The following is a 16,134-nucleotide window of genomic DNA, read 5'->3' as shown; positions in this document are numbered from 1 at the left end:
GGCCGCATGAGCGGTCAGCTTTTTGAATAGGAAGGAGGCGTTTCGGATTGCGCAGTTAGCTGCTCGGATGCCGATTTTCCAGCGATATAGCCGGTGGAGAAGGCACAGGTGATGTTAAAGCCGCCAGTGTAGCCGTGAATGTCTAAAATTTCCCCGCAGAAAAATAATCCGCTTTTCAGCCTGGATTCAAGCCGTTTTGGAAACACTTCTTTGATGGACACCCCGCCGCCGGTTACAAATGCTTCTTCGATGGAAAGCGTTCCATCTGCCGGAAAACGAAAATCGGTAAAAAAGAGAGCAAGGGCACGCAGTTTTTTATTCGCTGCCTCACCGATGATCATGGTGCTGGAAATACCTGCTTCCTGCAGGAAAAACATCAGCAGTCGTTCCGTGGTAAGACCCTTCAGGGCATTTTTAACCGTTTTTGCTTCATGAGTTTTTTTCAGCGAGACAAGGCGCTGAAACATGGATTCATGATTTTCCTCGGGATATAGGGAAAGGCTGAGCTCTATCTGATCAGCTTTGTATTTTCTTAAGGCTTTCACCACATACTGGCTGCATCTCAGTCCGATTGGTCCGGAAACACCAAAATGGGTGAAAATCATGTCACCGGTATGGGTTTTAATAGCTTTGCCGCCCGGCCGGTAAACAGTAAGGGCAACGCCGGAAAGCGAAATTCCCTGAAGCGTGCGGTCCTGGATATAAGCGGCGGGAGAAGTAATAGGCACCTCCGTCGGATACAGCTCCGTAATTGTATGCCCGGCCGCCTCCGCCCAGGGATAGCCATCCCCAGTGGAACCGGTTTTGGGCACGGACTTGCCTCCGGAAGCAATAATAACGCGGTCAGCCTGAAGGTAGGTGCCGTCCTCTAAATAAAGCCCCTGGACCTGGGTATCGCCGTAATCGATGGAAGCGACTTTGGTATTGGTTCGTGTCTGGACCCCGAGCCGTTCCATTTCCTCAAGCAGCGTATTTACGACAGTAATAGCTTTATCGTTAATAGGAAACATTCGGCCCATGTCTTCTTCCTTCAGGTCGATACCAAGATTTTCGAAAAAGCGGATAATATTTTCATTATCAAAGATGGAAAACGGGCTGTGCATAAATTTGCCGTTACCGGGAATGTGTTCGATCAGCTCTTTTCGTTCCATGCGGTTCGTGACGTTGCAGCGGCCGCCGCCGGAAATGGCGAGCTTTCTTCCAAGCTTGGATCCCTTATCTATTAATGTAACATCGGCGCCGTGCTCTGCGGCAGCAACCGAGGCCATTAATCCTGCAGGGCCGCCGCCGATAACAATGACGTTCGTCATTTATTCATTCTCTCCTTACGAGTGCGAAGCATAGCTCATGAAGATTAAAATGCTTCGTAATCGGTTATAATAGCTGTATTGTATCATAAGAGAAAATTTATTTTTACACAAGGATAAAGGAGGCGGCTCCAATGCTGCGAAAGCTTGAACTATCTACAAATGAACATGCAGAAATGATAGATGTTACCGAGAAGATCCGTACGTATGTGAAGGAGGAGGGGCTCGACCACGGGGCGGTGATCGTCTATTCCCCGCATACGACGGCCGGAATTACTGTAAATGAAAACGCTGATCCAAACGTCCAGCGTGATATGCTCATGCGTCTCGATGAAGTGTATCCCTGGGAGCATGAAAAATATCGGCATGCCGAGGGAAACTCTGCTTCACACTTAAAAGCAAGTACGGTGGGGACGCAGCAGACGATCATTGTAGAGCAGGGAGAGCTCGTGCTGGGGACATGGCAGGGCATCTATTTTTGTGAATTTGACGGTCCTCGAAAGCGAACGTTTTATATTAAAGGATTAAGTGACGTATAATAAAAAGCACGCCCGTTTATCCAGAACGGGCGCTTTCTTTTGCCTCCGGTATTAATTTTCAGGCAAAGGGACGCCAGAATGGAAAATAGTATGGTAAAATTCGCATAGAAAGCAAAAGACGATTACACGATGGAGCTGAACATAAGAATGTCTGATTCAAAATTTTTGCGGGGAACGCTTCTTTTAAGCATAGCAACGTTTATTTCAAAATTTTTAGGAATGATTTACATATTTCCTTTCGCAGCCATGGTTGGCCAGCAGGGGATCGCGCTTTATCAATACGGCTACCAGCCGTACACATTAATGCTTAGTGTAGCTACGCTTGGGATACCAATGGCTATGTCAAAATTTGTATCCAAATATAATGCGATGGGGGATTTTGAAACAGGCCGAAGGTTGTTTAAGTCGGGTCTTTTTTTTATGACTCTGACCGGGATTGCCGCGTTCCTTATTTTATTTTTCGGTGCTCCGCTTATCGTAAATTTAATATCATTTGATTCGAGTGAAGCTTTTACGTCAGATGATATTGTATTTACGATCCGCATGGTCAGCTTTGCTTTAATGATAATTCCGACGATGGCAATCATGAGGGGGTTTTTTCAGGGCCACCAGTCGATGGGGCCTACAGCGGTTTCCCAGGTTATAGAGCAGGTTGTCCGTATCGTATTCATTTTGGCTATGGCTTTGTTTATTCTGTATGCTGTCGATGGAAATCTTGGAACAGCTATTGGCTTTGCCACCTTCGGTGCGTTTGTCGGTGGGCTGGCCAGCATGGCCGTACTGATTTTTTACTGGAAAAAAAGACAGCGCTTTTTGCAGCGGGAACAGGCTGGAAGCACGGTGTCGAGTGATCTTCCGTTAACAAGCATGTACAGTGAACTTATCCGGTACGCTCTGCCGTTGTCCCTCGTCGGACTGGCCATTCCACTGTTTCAGATGGTGGACATGTTCACCTTTACCCGGGCGTTGGAGCAGACCGGTGATTGGACGTCCGGGCAGATTCAGACCGCCTACGGAGCGTTCGCAGGGTCTTCACATAAGCTGATTCTCATACCGGTAGCAATAGCCACCGCAATGTCAATCACCCTTATCCCAACCATCACAAAATCCTTTACAGGCAATGATCAGGATCTGCTTCAGCGCCAGATTACGCAGACGTACCAGGTGATTTTGTTTTTATCGGTGCCTGCCGCGGTTGGACTGTCGCTGCTTGCAAGGCCAACATTTGGTGTGCTGTTTGGAACAGAGTCACTGGAAATAGGCAGCTACGTGCTGCAGCATTATGCGTATGCGGCGATCGTTTTCTCCCTTTTCTCGGTGAGTGCAGCAGTGCTGCAGGGAATCAACCGCCAGAAATATGCCATTGCCTCCCTGCTGCTGGGTTTACTGGTGAAAATTATCAGTGCGTATGTACTTCTTTTGCTTCTTGGACCGGTCGGTGGAATTTACAGCACGATTATTGGATTTACATGTGGAGTAATATTTAACGCCTGGGCGATTGCGAAGTTTACCGGTTTTCATTTCGGAGGCGTCTCGCGCCGGGCAGGTACAGTAGTTCTTCTATCTGCAGTAATGGGCGTTGGCGTCTTAATTACAAGAAACGGCATGGAAGTTTTATTTGCAGGAAGCGGCTGGGTGGATTTATTTATGGTGGAAATCATCAGTGTTGTTGTCGGTGGTGTGCTGTTTATGGCCCTTGCCATGAAAAGCGGCCTGGCGGAAAAAGTACTTGGAAAACGCTTTTCGGCATAGATAAAACTGCTGCTTTCTAATCTTTTGTTCAGGCAGGTATGGTGATATAATTAATACACTTTATGGAAATGAGACAAACGCATCAAGCCGCCCAAAAACAGCGCGGCATTAGAGGTGAAACATGAAAACGTGGAGATATAAAGATTACGACTGGCTCTTGATCGGTGCGGTCGCGCTCTTAACACTGTTTGGCATCATTATGGTGTACAGCGCAAGCTTTCCGCTCGGAATGAGGGCTTATGATGATGCGGCCTTTTTTCTTAAGCGGCAGATAATGTTTTTTATTATAGGAGTAGGTGTGTTTGCTTTCATGATGCATGTGCCTTATGAAAAGTGGAAAAAAACAACGCCTTTATTGATAGGATTATCCATTTTTTTACTTATGCTCGTACTTGTAATAGGTAATGAAGTAAATGGGGCGAAAAGCTGGATCGGCTTTGGCCCGATAAACATTCAGCCCGCGGAATTTGTAAAATTGAGTTTGATTATTTATCTGGCTCAGGTTTATTCCCAAAAACAAAAGTATATTGACTCGTTTATGAAAGGGGTCATGCCTCCGCTTGTCGTTGTCGCTGTGCTGCTTGGATTTATTGTGATGCAGCCTGACGTCGGGACAGCCGCGGCCCTGATGATGACAACAATTGTAATTGTCTTTTTATCAGGAGCAAAGTTTCGGCATATGTTTATGCTCGGAGGAGTGGCTGCAGCTTTATTTGCTTATATTGCGCTGACAGAACCGTACCGCCTGGCCCGGCTGGTATCCTTTATGGACCCATTTGCGAATGCAGATGCTGTAGGCGGAGGGAGTTATCAGCTGATTCAGGGCTACATTGCGATTGCCCATGGCGGGCTGTTCGGTGTGGGACTGGGAGAGAGTGTGCAAAAAATGAATTATCTTCCCGAGGCGCACACAGACTTTATTATTCCTATCATTGCCGAAGAGCTCGGGATTTTCGGGGTTCTGCTTGTAGTAGGTCTGTTGGGTGTTATCGCCTGGCGGGGCATAAAAATCGGGCTTAATGCTAAAGGACAATTTGGCACTCTTCTCGCTTTTGGTATTGTTTTTCAGCTTCTCAGCCAGGCTGTTATTAATGCTGGAGCCGTAGCGGGCATGATGCCGATTACCGGCCTTCCATTTCCACTTCTGAGCTACGGAGGCTCCTCTTTGTTGATAACGCTGGCGATGCTTGGGCTTTTGGCAAACATCTCCAGAAATAACAACCGGCTTGCCCGGGTACAGAATCAGGGGATCAATAAACCAACTTCCGCATAATGTAAAGAGACGTTGTTAACAGCAACGTCTCTTTTTCAGACTGGAGGACGGGCACCTGCTTTGAGGTGTTAAAGGAAACTCATCGAAATGTATTGGAGGAACAAAAATGTTAGTAGTGGGAGCCGGGAGACTGGCGAAGCTTGTAGCAGTGAAAAGTGAGCCTTTATCTGTCTCTGTGATGTACCGGGGCGGGGAAAAGGCCTGGATGAGAGAAACAACAAAGCAGATTTCACGGGTGGATGAGCTGGAGCTTCCCCGTTATCCCTATATATTTTTAGCACTGCCCCCGGATGGAATTAAAGATTTTATCTACTGGCACGGCCCGTATCTGGCTGAGGGAACTGTTATATATATCCCGGCAACGTCGCTTTACACAGAGCAGGTGGAAGTGCCTGCCCATGTACGTAAGGCCGCAGCCAAATTCGCAGGGCACGCTGAAAGAGCCACAGCCGGCAGTGAAGAAAATGTCTTTGTCGTTAACAGCTCCAGAAGCAGTGACCGAAAATATCTCCAAAGCTGGCTCGGGGATGCATTCACAGTCATAGAGGGAAGCGAGCAGGAGGTGGAAACGGCAAATAAGGCAGCGGTGGAAGAGACGCTGCGGATGATAGTGAATCTTGAAAAACGGCTGCAGGAGCAGAATGTATCACAAACAGTCCAAAAGGCTGTTCTCCGTCAGATTCCGGCCGGAGTTATTGAAGCTCACATGAACGGCTCGCACGGAGGATTTGCTGTAGGAATTCTCGAACAGATGGAAAGAGGTGATCGGCATGAGAATGGATAAATTACTGGCGGAGCTAGGCTATGGCACCCGCAAGGAAGTAAAAAAAATGCTGAAAAAAGGGGGCGTTTTTGTCGACGGGGCGCCGGTGAACAACGGGGCGGTTCAGGTGGATCCTGAAGAGCAGCGGGTCAGCGTATTCGGTGAGGACATTCACTACACCGAATTTGTTTATTTTCTAATGCATAAGCCTGCAGGGGTTATCAGCGCCACAGAAGACAGCGTTCATGATACGGTTCTGGATATTTTGGAACAGGAAGACGCGGTAAGAGAACCTTTTCCAGTGGGCAGACTTGATATTGACACCGAAGGATTGCTTCTGCTGACTAATGACGGCAAGCTTAACCATTTTCTTACGTCACCGAAGCATGGGGTGGTAAAAATATACCGGGCGGTACTCGAGCAGCCGATAGAAGAAAAGAATATTGAACATTTCAAAAAGGGTGTAAAGCTTGATGACGGCTATGTTTGTAAGCCTGCCGTTCTGCGAAGAGTGCCCGATACCCACCGGGAAGTGTATGTGGAAGTAACCGAAGGGAAATTTCACCAGGTGAAACGGATGTTTGAGGCGGTAGGCAATGAAGTCGTTTATTTAAAAAGAGAATCATTCGGACAGCTGTCACTCGACGAGGATCTACTGCCGGGAGAGTATCGGGAGTTAAATGATGATGAAATTCAGCTGCTTCGGGACAGCGTCGGCGAAAAATCAGAGGGAGCGGGCAGTGATGAGCTGTAGACTGCTGAGTGCAGATCTGGGAACGACGTCTTTAAAAGTAATGGTCCTGGACTGCGGAGGCCAGGTGGAAGGCAGTGCATCAGAGCCTGTCCAAACATATACCGACGGAGGGAATTACGAACAGAAGCCCTCAGATTGGTGGCAGAGCTTTAGAAAAGCATGCAGTACTCTGAAGAGTAAGGGGATTAACCTGGACGTTGATGGAGTCGTGTGCACGGGACAGATGGAGGACTTTATCCCTTTTAAAGATGGAAGAGCAGAAACGGCGGTTCTTTATTCTGATACCAGAGGGAGCAGGGGACTGACAAAGAGGCATTTGCCTCCGGACGTTGTGACGGCGTTTACAGGAAACGACTGGAAAGCGACCACTCCTCTAATGAAGTGGCTGGCGGACGAAGCCCCAGAGCGGTGGGACCAGGTACTCTTTGGTTCTAAGGATTATTTAATTTACCATTTAACGGGATCATCAGTCTGCGATCCGGTAAACGGCACTGTGACAGGAATGATGAACATACATACAAGAGCTTGGGAAGAAAAGCTGTGGGAAGGGAGCGGAATTTCCCGAAGCCAGCTTCCCCTTCTTCTGGAGCCCGAAGAAACAGCAGGCTATGTATTAAAGGAAGCTGCCAGTCAGACGGGCATACCAGCTGGAACCCCTGTTTACTGCGGCCTCGGGGACGGAGGCGCGGTGACTCTTGCTGCTAGTGCTCATGCGGGTAATGACCAGGGCTACGCGTACGCAGGAACAACAGGCTGGACGGCGGTACCTGCCGATACGCCGGCCGTATCAGAAGAAGGCAGTGTATTTTATCTGGCTGCGCCTCAGCATGGCCGGTTTATTAAAATCATGCCTCTGCTTAACATGGGAAATGTTCATCAATGGGCGGTGCATACGTGGTGCGGAGGCAACTTCGAAGCCTTTGAAAAGCTGATGGCCGAACCGGTTTCTGTGCCCGGTCGGCTCTTGTTTATCCCGTATTTAAATGGTGAAAGAAATCCGGTAATTGATGAGAAAGCCAGGGGCGCATTTATCGGCATCGACGGTCAGGTAACGCAGACACACATGGCCAGGGCGGTGCTTGAAGGTCTGGCTTTTTCTTTAAAGCAGACCTTTGTTCAGGCCGGGCTTACTTCCTCGACACTCTTTCTTGTTGGCGGCGGCACTAAAAGCAGAGCTTTTCGCCAGACAGTGGCAGATGTTTTTCAGTGCAGGGTGCAGGTGAGTTCTGAACAGGAGCGTCTTGCTTCATTTGGAGCGGCTGCATGCGGCGTTAGAGCGATTCATACATGCTCGTGGGAGAAGGCAGCGAGAGCTGTGCAGAGTATAGATGAAGAAGAAATTATTGTCGCCCCTGACGTATCGAAAAAAGAAGAATTAGAGCAGAAGGAACGTCTTTTCACCGAAGCAGCCGGAAGAATGCGGGGGCTTTTTGATACGTGAAAAAGCGCCGGAAATTTAATTCCGGCGCCAGGCACAGATATAATCATTTCAGGAAGCTTTTACTTTTCGGGCAGTCGTCGTCCAGGCCCCTCTGGAAGGGCTGCTGACCAATTCATTGTATTCGAGCACGTTCAGGTCACGCTGAATAGTGCGCTGTGTAATTCCGAATTCGTCAACCAATTCCCCGGTGGTCACCGTTCCTCTCTTTTTAATATAGAGATAGATAGACTTAATACGGGTTATCATTCGGTCGGTGGACGTTCTCAAAAAACCACTCCTTAGCCAATGAATTTATGGCACTTGAAGACATGCCCGGGACTGCGCACGTAAGTAGGAATTATATTTGATGGCTTCGACTGTTTCTGCGTCAGCTGCTCTGTAAAACCTTCTGAAAAGAAACTCAGCAGCGGGTAGGATGAGAGTATTCAAAATATTTTGTAAGCGTCCCTGTAATTAATAGTTTATACTATTTATTTATATATCGCAAAATTTTTGTCAAAAAACTGCTCCATTCATCTGCGAATGAAAATAAAAAGCAAATGAAATGACGAATAATATGCAGGATTGTACGCTATTGATCTTCAAAAAGCAGAACGATCGAGAAAACCGCCTGCTTTATTTCACAGAAAGACAAATGTAAAAATTATGTAAAAAAAGACACCTTTTTGTGTAAAGGCGCCTTGAGTAAAGATATTTTAGTCATCGAATCGGAAAAGGTCAGTGGATAAATACCGTTCGCCGGTATCGCAGGCAATGGCAACGACAACCTGATCCGGTGACATCTGTTTGGCTGTTTCCATGGCAGCAAAGCAGGCAGCACCTGAAGAGGGGCCGACCAAAATACCTTCCTGGCCGGCGAGAGCTCTTGTAGTTTTATAGGCATCTTCATCGGTAATTTTGTAAATGTGGTCATATATATCCTGATTCAAAATTGGCGGTATAAACCCTGGACTGGTGCCGACAAGCTTATGGGGCCCGGGCTTTCCGCCGGAAAGAACCGGAGAGCCAAATGGTTCCACTACGTGAATTTGAACGTCGGGGTACAGCTCTTTTAATTTTTCCCCGGTTCCTGTTACAGTGCCTCCCGTACCGGATGCGGCAACGAAGCCAGCCAGCGGTTTGCCGATTTCTTTCATCGCTTCTTCAATTTCAAGTGCTGTACTTTCCCGGTGGGCATCCGAGTTGGCTTCGTTTTCAAACTGCATAGGCATGAAGCTGTCAGCAATTGTCTCTACAAGCTCATGAGCACGGGCAATGGCCCCGGGCATTTTCTTATCACCCGGCGTGAGTTCTACTTCTGCCCCGTAAGCCTTCAACAGGTTAATTCTTTCCTGGGACATCGTGTCCGGCATAACCAGTATTGCCCGGTAGCCCCGCGCAGCGGCGTTCATAGCAAGGCCAATACCGGTATTTCCTGAAGTCGGTTCTATAATAGTAGTATTTTCGTTGATTTTTCCTTCTTCTTCGGCCTGCTTCAGCATATTTTTTGCGGCCCGGTCCTTCACGCTTCCGCTCGGGTTTTGAAATTCAAGCTTCAAGTATACGTCTGCTCCCCCGGTATCCGGAAGACGGTTTAATTTAACTAAAGGCGTATCGCCGACTAGTTCTGACATATTATTTGCTACACGCATGATTGTTACACATCCTTTTCCTATCATTCATTCGTATATTCTAACACATTTACAGCGCTTATTCGTTCATAACAGCTTTGATGCAAGGAAGGGAGAGAAATCAATGGATAATCATTATTTTCTTGGCCTGCCGGTTCCAGAGAAGGCGAGATCCGTATGGGGAAATTGGAGTTCCCAGGTAAAAAACGATCTGCCTTTTAAGCAGTGGGTACATCCCCAGGATTTTCACATTACGCTCCACTTTTTTGGACAGCTTTCCCCGGAAGAGGTGGGCACCATTGAAAAAAAGATGAATGAAGTGAAATTACCGTGCCAGCCCGGACTCAGTCTCAATGGCGTGGATTCCTTCGGTCCAAAAGGGCGGGAGAACGTTTTATATACAAGGGTAGAGGCAGAAGAGGGCCTGTTTTCTTTATATAAAGAATGGAAAACTCAATTGAATGGTATGGGAATGAAGACCGGGCAGCGTCCGTATCGTCCTCATATGACCCTGGCCAAAAAGCGGATTAAAGAACTCGAATTCGCATGGCCGGCGGTGCCGCTTCCGGAAACTATATTTTTCGAGGCTGCTCACCTTCACCTTTATCGCATTCATCCAGGACGGAGTGTAAAATATGAAACAGTACATTGGGCGGAATTGACTTAGTAAAAGAGGGGACCATATGCGTTTAGTTAGAATTGTAATTCACATAGTAGTTTTATATGTATTTTACTGGATGGGCACCTGGGTCCAGGATGTGCTGCAGCTTCCGATCCCCGGAAGTATTATTGGCATGCTGCTGCTGCTTGCGGTTTTTGTTTTTACGGCAGCTACTCCAAAGTGGCTTCAGGATGGGTCCGGACTGCTGCTTGGGAATATGCCCCTGCTTTTTTTGCCTGTGACTGCCGGGCTGGTGGTGCATGGAGAGCTGTTTTCGCTGCTTGGAGCCGGACTGGTAGCCGCTGTGTTTATCAGTACGCTTCTTGTGATGGGAACAGGCTCGTGGGTGACACAGTATTTATTGAAAAAAGGAGAGAGGTCTCGTGAGTGAATGGTGGACAGCAGCAGCGGCCATTGCGGGAACGATAGCAGTGTACGCTGCTTCTAAAAGGACGTACCGGTGGTTTCCTGTTCCACTGATGCTTCCAATCGTTACCGGTACTATTGTTATCATATTGTTCTTATTGGTTTCTAGAATTCCGTACAGTGTCTACATGAACGGAGGCCAGTGGATAGAATCACTGCTTGGGCCGGCAGTAGTGGCGCTTGCCTGTCCGCTTTATCAACAAAGGCACCTGTTAAAAAGGTATCTGCTCCCAATTCTCAGCGGCATCGGGACAGGAGCAGTTATAGGTATTATTTCCGGGCTTGTGTTTACAGCGGCAGCTGGCGCGTCAAAAGAATGGGTGGCAGCGGTACTGCCTAAGTCGGTCACGACACCGGTAGCAATGGATATCACAACGACACTCGGTGGCGATGCGCCTTTAGCGGCAATGTTTGTTATGGTAGCGGGCATTGGCGGGGTAGTTGTTCACGCGAGGGTGATGGAGGTGATTGGCGTGACGGACCCGGTCGCTAAAGGAATAGGTATGGGCAGTGCCGCTCATGCAATAGGAACAGCCAAGTCGCTTGAAAACAGTGAAACAGAAGGAGCTGTCAGTTCGGTAGCCATGACAGTCAGCGCTGTTATTGTTGCCTTTTTGGCTCCATTGGCAGGTAATTTATTCCTTTAACGTGAATAATACTCAGACGATGACGATATTATATTAAAAGCGGAGTTCCGCAGTTTTTTGCGCAAATGCCGTAAAAATGCTGCGACGGGGAGAAGGGAGAGTTGAATGGCTCAATTAATAAAAATGAAAGATTACGCTTCGCGTTATGAACATCATTTTCTACATCAAAATGCGGAATTTTTATCAGCGAAGCAGGCATACTGGAAGCGAATGAAAACAGATTGGATGATCGCAAACAAATCGGCCCCAAAGGCACCGGAGGAGGAGCCGCTGGAGAAAAACAACCGAATGGGAAAAGCAGTGAACCGCTTAAAGTGGTGGAAGCATGAAAATGAAGAAGAGGTGGAAATAAACGAAAAGGATGCCTATTTGTTTTTTAAAGGAAAAACGCTCGAGGAACTGAAGGATATTTTTTACGATAACTGGTTTTTGATCCAATTGGAATGGGCTTCCTCCACCATTTCCGAAATTTCGATGATGGATCCGAAATTGAAATATGACTATCGCCTGCGCACCCTGCTCCGGGAGCTCCCCGATACGTATTTTGTTATGTATTATCCAGTATTCCATACAAAGCAGACCACCATGGAGGGCGCTATTACAATCATCGGTCCTGTCGGAATAGACGTTATACACATTTTAGAAGGCACAATGTATAGTGTATTCGAGCCGGCAGACAGCAGATTCTGGAAGGAGTATGTGAACCAGAACCAGCATACCTTTGTCAGCCCGGTGCTTGCCTTGAAAAGAACAATGAATGTAGTGGAAGCCGTATTAAAACAAGCGGGGACCACCTTCCCCGCTCAGGCGACGGTTGTTTCTCCCGCTTCGATCATTGATAATCGTGAAATTTTATATGCTCATACAGCAGACAAACGTGAGTACAAACGATGGATGGAAAAGCGCATCACCAATCCATCTCCGGTGAAAAACCGGCAGCTGTTTTCTGCTGATGCGCTGATGGAGCAGACTGCGACCGTTTCTGTACTCCGGAGCGAAATCTACTCCCCGGGCGAGTATGACGAATAAGAAGGGACTATCGAAAAACAATCGTTTTATTGTCATCGACTATAACGCGGTCTTCTGCATGCCAGGTAACGGCCCTTGCCAGCGCAATTTTTTCAGCATTGCGCCCGGTAATTTTTAAATCGTTGGCATTGTACTGGTGATTAACCCGAAGTACGTCCTGTTCAATAATCGGCCCTTCATCCAGGTCGTTGGTCACGTAATGGGCAGTAGCCCCTATTAGCTTTACGCCACGCTCGAAAGCCTGCCTGTAAGGATTCGCTCCGATAAAGGCGGGAAGAAATGAGTGATGGATATTAATTATTTTTGCCGGGTAGTGAGCGACAAAATCCGGCGACAGTATTTGCATGTAACGGGCCAGGACAAGGAAATCAATCGGATACTGCTCAAGTGTACGCAGTATTTTATTTTCTGCTTCCGGCTTAGCGTTTTTCTCTATGGGTATGTGATAAAAAGGAATTTCATAGCTTTCGACCACATTTTTCAGCGTCGTATGGTTACTGATAACGCAGCTGATATGAATAGGAAGTTCTCCGGAACGCCATCTCCACAATAATTCTGTTAAACAGTGGTCTTCTTTTGAGATGAAAATCGCAACACTTTTTTTGCGGTCTTCGCGCTCTAAAGACCATTCCATGCCAAAATGTTCAGCGATAGGAAGAAACTCTTCTTTTACCTGGTAAAATTTGTCCGGATACGGAGAAATGGAGAAGACGATTCTCATAAAAAAACGTCCGCCCTCCGGATCATTTGTATGCTGGGCAGAATGAATAATATTAGCACCATGCTGGTGCAGGAAATCAGATATAGCGGCTACAATCCCCGGCTGGTCCGGGCAGGTAATCAGCAGCCGGCCATTACCGAATGAGCGGTCTGACATAGTAACGTCCTCCTTCAGATAAGCAGTTGTCATGTAATAATGAACGGAATTACTATACCACTCTGAATGATGGAAAAAAAGGGGAAGTTACGAAGCGGGATTAAATAGAAGATATTCGGAAGAAGAGCATCTGAGAGGTCGGTCACAAGTATTTTGGTCGATTGACTTATAAATTCAATGTTTGCTATTATTAAGAACGATTCGCTGTAAAATTAAAAACGTAAACAGAAACACTTTTACCCGCACGAGAAGTAGAGGAGATCATTTCATAGAGGGTATTTTATACATACAATTAAATAAAATAAGACAAGCATGGGAATAAAATATTGTTAAAAAGGATCGGCTATGAAATATTCAGACCACTATGATAGATCGAAGGTGAAAGTATTGGAACTGCTGATGGGAGACGGATGGACGATTGAACCAGCCGGTGGCTCTTCAGGAGAAGCGTACCTCGCGCGTGCCGGGGAACAAGTGTTATTTCTGAAAAGAAATTCTTCTCCATTTCTTGCTGTGCTTTCGGCAGAAGGAATAGTGCCTAAACTGCTTTGGACAAAGCGCCAGGCTAACGGTGACGTAATTACCGCCCAGCGCTGGGTTGACGGCCGCGAATTAACAGGCGGCGATATGGATAATACACGTGTGGCTCAGCTGCTATCCAAAATTCATTCGTCGAGCGAACTGCTGGATATGTTTAAGAGAATAGGAAACCATGCCCGCACGCCGGAAGCGACAATCGCTGTATTAAGAGAGCAGCAGGAGCAGCTTCCGTATATTACAACTTCAATGGCAGCGGCTCTCGAAGAACTTGCAGGGACATCGGGTGAAGTCCAGCCTCCCCGTCTCGTGGTCTGTCACGGTGATATGAACCATAATAATTGGATGTTTGATGCCAACGGAGATTTGTATTTAGTGGACTGGGACAATGCCACCGTCAGCGACCCGGCGCTCGACCTGGCCCTTATCCTGTATGAATACATTCCAAAAGAGGAATGGGACGACTGGCTTCAGGGATACGGTCTTCCTTTAACCCCCCATTTACAAAGACGGATGCGCTGGCAGATTATCAGCCACCTGCTTGACCACGCCCAGCAGGCAATACTTACGAACCGGATAAAAGAAGCAGAGTTTTATAAAGAACAGCTTGAAGCTGTGTTGGACCGGGACTCATTGCAAATATAAAAATCCGCTGGAACGTCACTGCGTTTTCAGCGGATTTTATATGTTAAATATATAGTTATTATATGAAGAAAGAGGGAAAAGTACGATGAGACTCCGTCATAAGCCGTGGGCTCACGAGTTTTTACAGGAACACCCGGAACTGGTGGTCACAACAGCGGAACAGGTGAATAAAGACTGGCAAAAAAGATTTGAAAACGAGCAGCCTATTCATTTAGAAGTAGGTACGGGCAAAGGGAAATACTTAAGCGACAACAGTATCAAGCATCCGGACATTAATTTTATCGGGATGGAAATGTATGAAAGTGTTCTTGCAACAGGGGTGCAGCGTGCTTTATTCAAGCAGCCGGCGAATCTTGCGTTCATTCACGGGGATGTTCGCCATGTAATGGATTACTTTGAGCCTTCCTCGGTGGCAGCTATTTATATTAACTTTACCGACCCCTGGCCGAAAAAACGCCATGAAAAACGGCGGCTGACTCACCCTGATTTTCTGGAGCTGTATAAGCAGATCCTGGTGCCTGGGGGCACAGTCCAGATGAAAACTGACAATCAGGGGCTGTTTGAATACTCCCTTTCTTCTCTTTCCACCTTTGGTTTTGCCCTGAGGAAAGTGCGTCTTAACCTCCATGAAAGTGAAGAAGCCGAAGGAAACGTGATGACAGAATATGAAGAGAAGTTTTACGCGAAGGGAGAGCCTATTTACTTTACAGAAGCGGTGAGACCGTAATGTGTTCGATAGGCGCTTTCTTTTATGAAAAGGAGGCACTGCTGTCATGAATCAGTTAACCATAGGTAATTATACAATTACATGGCTTGAAGGCGGAGTAACCAACATGGATGGGGGCGCCGTGTTCGGGGTGGTGCCAAAACCCCTCTGGTCCAAAAAGTACCCGGTGAATGATAACAATCAGGTGCCGATGCCTACCGACCCGCTGCTTATTCAGGGAGAGGGCAGAAACATACTGGTCGACGCAGGCCTTGGCAACGGCCGGCTCAGCAAAAAGCAGCAGCGGAACTACGGCGTAACGGAAGAATCAAATGTCGAGCAGAGTCTGAGAAGAATGAATCTTTACGCCTCGGATATTGACGCTGTACTGATGACGCATATGCATTTTGACCATGCCTCGGGGCTTGCCCGGGAAGAACAGGGGCAGAGCGTTCCGGTATTTCGAAATGCGGTCATTCATGTCTCGGAAACGGAATGGGAGGAAATGAAAAATCCAAACATCCGTTCAGAGAACACGTATTGGGAAAAAAACTGGAAGCCGGTGGCCCACCAGGTGGAGACGTTTGAGTCAGAGCTGCAGCTTACCGAAAATATAAGGATGGTTCATACAGGCGGACACAGCGCCGGAATGAGCATTATCCTGATTGAGGATGAAAGCAGCACGCTGATTCACATGGCTGACAATATGCCAACGCATGCCCATCAGAATGTTCTCTGGGTGACAGCTTATGATGACTATCCGATGGACTCCGTGTACATGAAAGAGCACTACATGAACTGGGGCTGTCAGCGCCAGGCATGGTTTACGTTCTACCACGATGAACTGTACCGCGCTTTAAAGTTTAATCCATCGGGAGAGGTAATCGAAGCAGTGACCCGGGAAAAGCTGAATGGAAGCGGATAACATTTGTATACCTTCAAGCACGTCTCTGAAAAAAGAGGCGTGCTTTTTTCGTTTGAAAATATGTGACGGTTTCAAAGGGTGAAAATGTCATTTTCAATCAAAAAACAAAAATAATTGATTGTTTTTGAATAAAATTGATTGATTATGATTAAGTAAGCGTGTACAATGAAGTTAATCAAACAAGCAGACGCAGAAAACGATCACAGCTTTCGCAGATGCCTGTTGCTTATACGGCGGAGCCG

17 protein-coding genes are annotated in these 16,134 nt (G+C 47.2%); 13 read left to right on the top strand and 4 right to left on the bottom strand.

Translation table 11 applies throughout. The features are described from left to right. Positions 1-14: 14 nt before the first annotated feature. Entirely contained in the window at positions 15-1,310 is a 1,296-nt protein-coding gene (locus tag ACTRXF_RS10940) for a BaiN/RdsA family NAD(P)/FAD-dependent oxidoreductase (RefSeq protein WP_474262938.1), read from the bottom strand. Positions 1,311-1,441: 131 nt separating this feature from the next. On the opposite strand from ACTRXF_RS10940, the gene ACTRXF_RS10935 reads away from it, so the two are divergent. The 6 genes from ACTRXF_RS10935 (at position 1,442) to ACTRXF_RS10910 (ending at position 7,829) form a co-directional block, all read left to right on the top strand. Continuing rightward, a complete protein-coding gene (locus tag ACTRXF_RS10935; RefSeq protein WP_474262940.1) occupies positions 1,442-1,846 on the top strand; it encodes a secondary thiamine-phosphate synthase enzyme YjbQ in 405 nt (134 codons plus the stop codon). A 147-nt stretch (positions 1,847-1,993) separates the two neighbouring features. Continuing rightward, positions 1,994-3,598 carry a putative polysaccharide biosynthesis protein gene (locus ACTRXF_RS10930; RefSeq protein ID WP_474262942.1) on the top strand — a complete coding sequence of 535 codons (1,605 nt, stop codon included), beginning with the start codon at positions 1,994-1,996 and terminating at the stop codon, positions 3,596-3,598. A 121-nt stretch (positions 3,599-3,719) separates the two neighbouring features. Further along, on the top strand, positions 3,720-4,871 hold the full coding sequence (gene ftsW / locus ACTRXF_RS10925) for a putative lipid II flippase FtsW (protein WP_474262944.1): 1,152 nt from the start codon (positions 3,720-3,722) through the stop codon (positions 4,869-4,871). A 106-nt stretch (positions 4,872-4,977) separates the two neighbouring features. Beyond that, complete coding sequence (locus tag ACTRXF_RS10920) at positions 4,978-5,655, top strand: hypothetical protein (protein ID WP_474262946.1); 678 nt, start codon at positions 4,978-4,980, stop codon at positions 5,653-5,655. Then, complete coding sequence (locus ACTRXF_RS10915) at positions 5,642-6,388, top strand: pseudouridine synthase (protein ID WP_474262948.1); 747 nt, start codon at positions 5,642-5,644, stop codon at positions 6,386-6,388. The genes ACTRXF_RS10920 and ACTRXF_RS10915 overlap by 14 nt, the downstream gene beginning before the upstream one ends. Then, positions 6,378-7,829, top strand: coding sequence for a xylulokinase (locus ACTRXF_RS10910; RefSeq protein WP_474262950.1), 1,452 nt, complete (start codon positions 6,378-6,380; stop codon positions 7,827-7,829). The genes ACTRXF_RS10915 and ACTRXF_RS10910 overlap by 11 nt, the downstream gene beginning before the upstream one ends. A 48-nt stretch (positions 7,830-7,877) precedes the next feature. Here ACTRXF_RS10910 and ACTRXF_RS10905 read toward each other — a convergent pair whose 3' ends face one another. Next, positions 7,878-8,096 (bottom strand): DeoR family transcriptional regulator, encoded by a 219-nt coding sequence (locus ACTRXF_RS10905; RefSeq protein ID WP_091616630.1) that lies wholly within the window; start codon positions 8,094-8,096, stop codon positions 7,878-7,880. 428 nt (positions 8,097-8,524) lie between these two features. Continuing rightward, the gene (gene cysK, locus ACTRXF_RS10900; RefSeq protein ID WP_474262952.1) at positions 8,525-9,460 is read right to left on the bottom strand and encodes a cysteine synthase A; all 936 of its coding nucleotides are present in this window, start codon (positions 9,458-9,460) and stop codon (positions 8,525-8,527) included. A gap of 103 nt (positions 9,461-9,563) precedes the next feature. Between cysK and thpR the strand changes: the two genes are divergently transcribed. The 4 genes from thpR to ACTRXF_RS10880 all read left to right on the top strand — a co-directional run bounded on the left by thpR (position 9,564) and on the right by ACTRXF_RS10880 (position 12,202). Beyond that, a complete protein-coding gene (gene thpR, locus ACTRXF_RS10895; RefSeq protein WP_474262954.1) occupies positions 9,564-10,106 on the top strand; it encodes an RNA 2',3'-cyclic phosphodiesterase in 543 nt (180 codons plus the stop codon). Positions 10,107-10,122: 16 nt separating this feature from the next. After that, positions 10,123-10,491 (top strand): CidA/LrgA family protein, encoded by a 369-nt coding sequence (locus ACTRXF_RS10890; protein WP_474262956.1) that lies wholly within the window; start codon positions 10,123-10,125, stop codon positions 10,489-10,491. After that, a complete protein-coding gene (locus ACTRXF_RS10885; RefSeq protein WP_474262958.1) occupies positions 10,484-11,173 on the top strand; it encodes an LrgB family protein in 690 nt (229 codons plus the stop codon). Before ACTRXF_RS10890 ends, ACTRXF_RS10885 begins: the two co-directional genes overlap by 8 nt. 105 nt (positions 11,174-11,278) lie before the next feature. Then, on the top strand, positions 11,279-12,202 hold the full coding sequence (locus ACTRXF_RS10880) for a hypothetical protein (protein WP_474262960.1): 924 nt from the start codon (positions 11,279-11,281) through the stop codon (positions 12,200-12,202). A 7-nt stretch (positions 12,203-12,209) separates the two neighbouring features. Here the strand turns inward: ACTRXF_RS10880 and purU are convergent, their stop codons facing one another. After that, positions 12,210-13,079: a formyltetrahydrofolate deformylase gene (gene purU / locus ACTRXF_RS10875; RefSeq protein WP_322526208.1), complete on the bottom strand. Its 870-nt coding sequence runs from the start codon at positions 13,077-13,079 to the stop codon at positions 12,210-12,212. 345 nt (positions 13,080-13,424) lie between these two features. Here purU and ACTRXF_RS10870 point away from each other — a divergent pair, with 345 nt between their 5' ends. From ACTRXF_RS10870 to ACTRXF_RS10860, 3 genes are all read left to right on the top strand, one after another. Then, positions 13,425-14,261, top strand: a complete 837-nt coding sequence (locus ACTRXF_RS10870) for a phosphotransferase (RefSeq protein WP_474262962.1) — start codon at positions 13,425-13,427, stop codon at positions 14,259-14,261. A gap of 85 nt (positions 14,262-14,346) precedes the next feature. Beyond that, positions 14,347-14,988 carry a tRNA (guanosine(46)-N7)-methyltransferase TrmB gene (gene trmB, locus ACTRXF_RS10865; RefSeq protein ID WP_474262964.1) on the top strand — a complete coding sequence of 214 codons (642 nt, stop codon included), beginning with the start codon at positions 14,347-14,349 and terminating at the stop codon, positions 14,986-14,988. Positions 14,989-15,034: 46 nt separating this feature from the next. Then, a complete protein-coding gene (locus ACTRXF_RS10860; protein ID WP_474262966.1) occupies positions 15,035-15,892 on the top strand; it encodes a YtnP family quorum-quenching lactonase in 858 nt (285 codons plus the stop codon). Positions 15,893-16,134 lie beyond the last annotated feature (242 nt).

Source organism: Marinococcus sp. LNHM3E3-2.2, from assembly GCF_056034385.1.
This window is presented reverse-complemented; position numbering and strand designations above follow the sequence as displayed.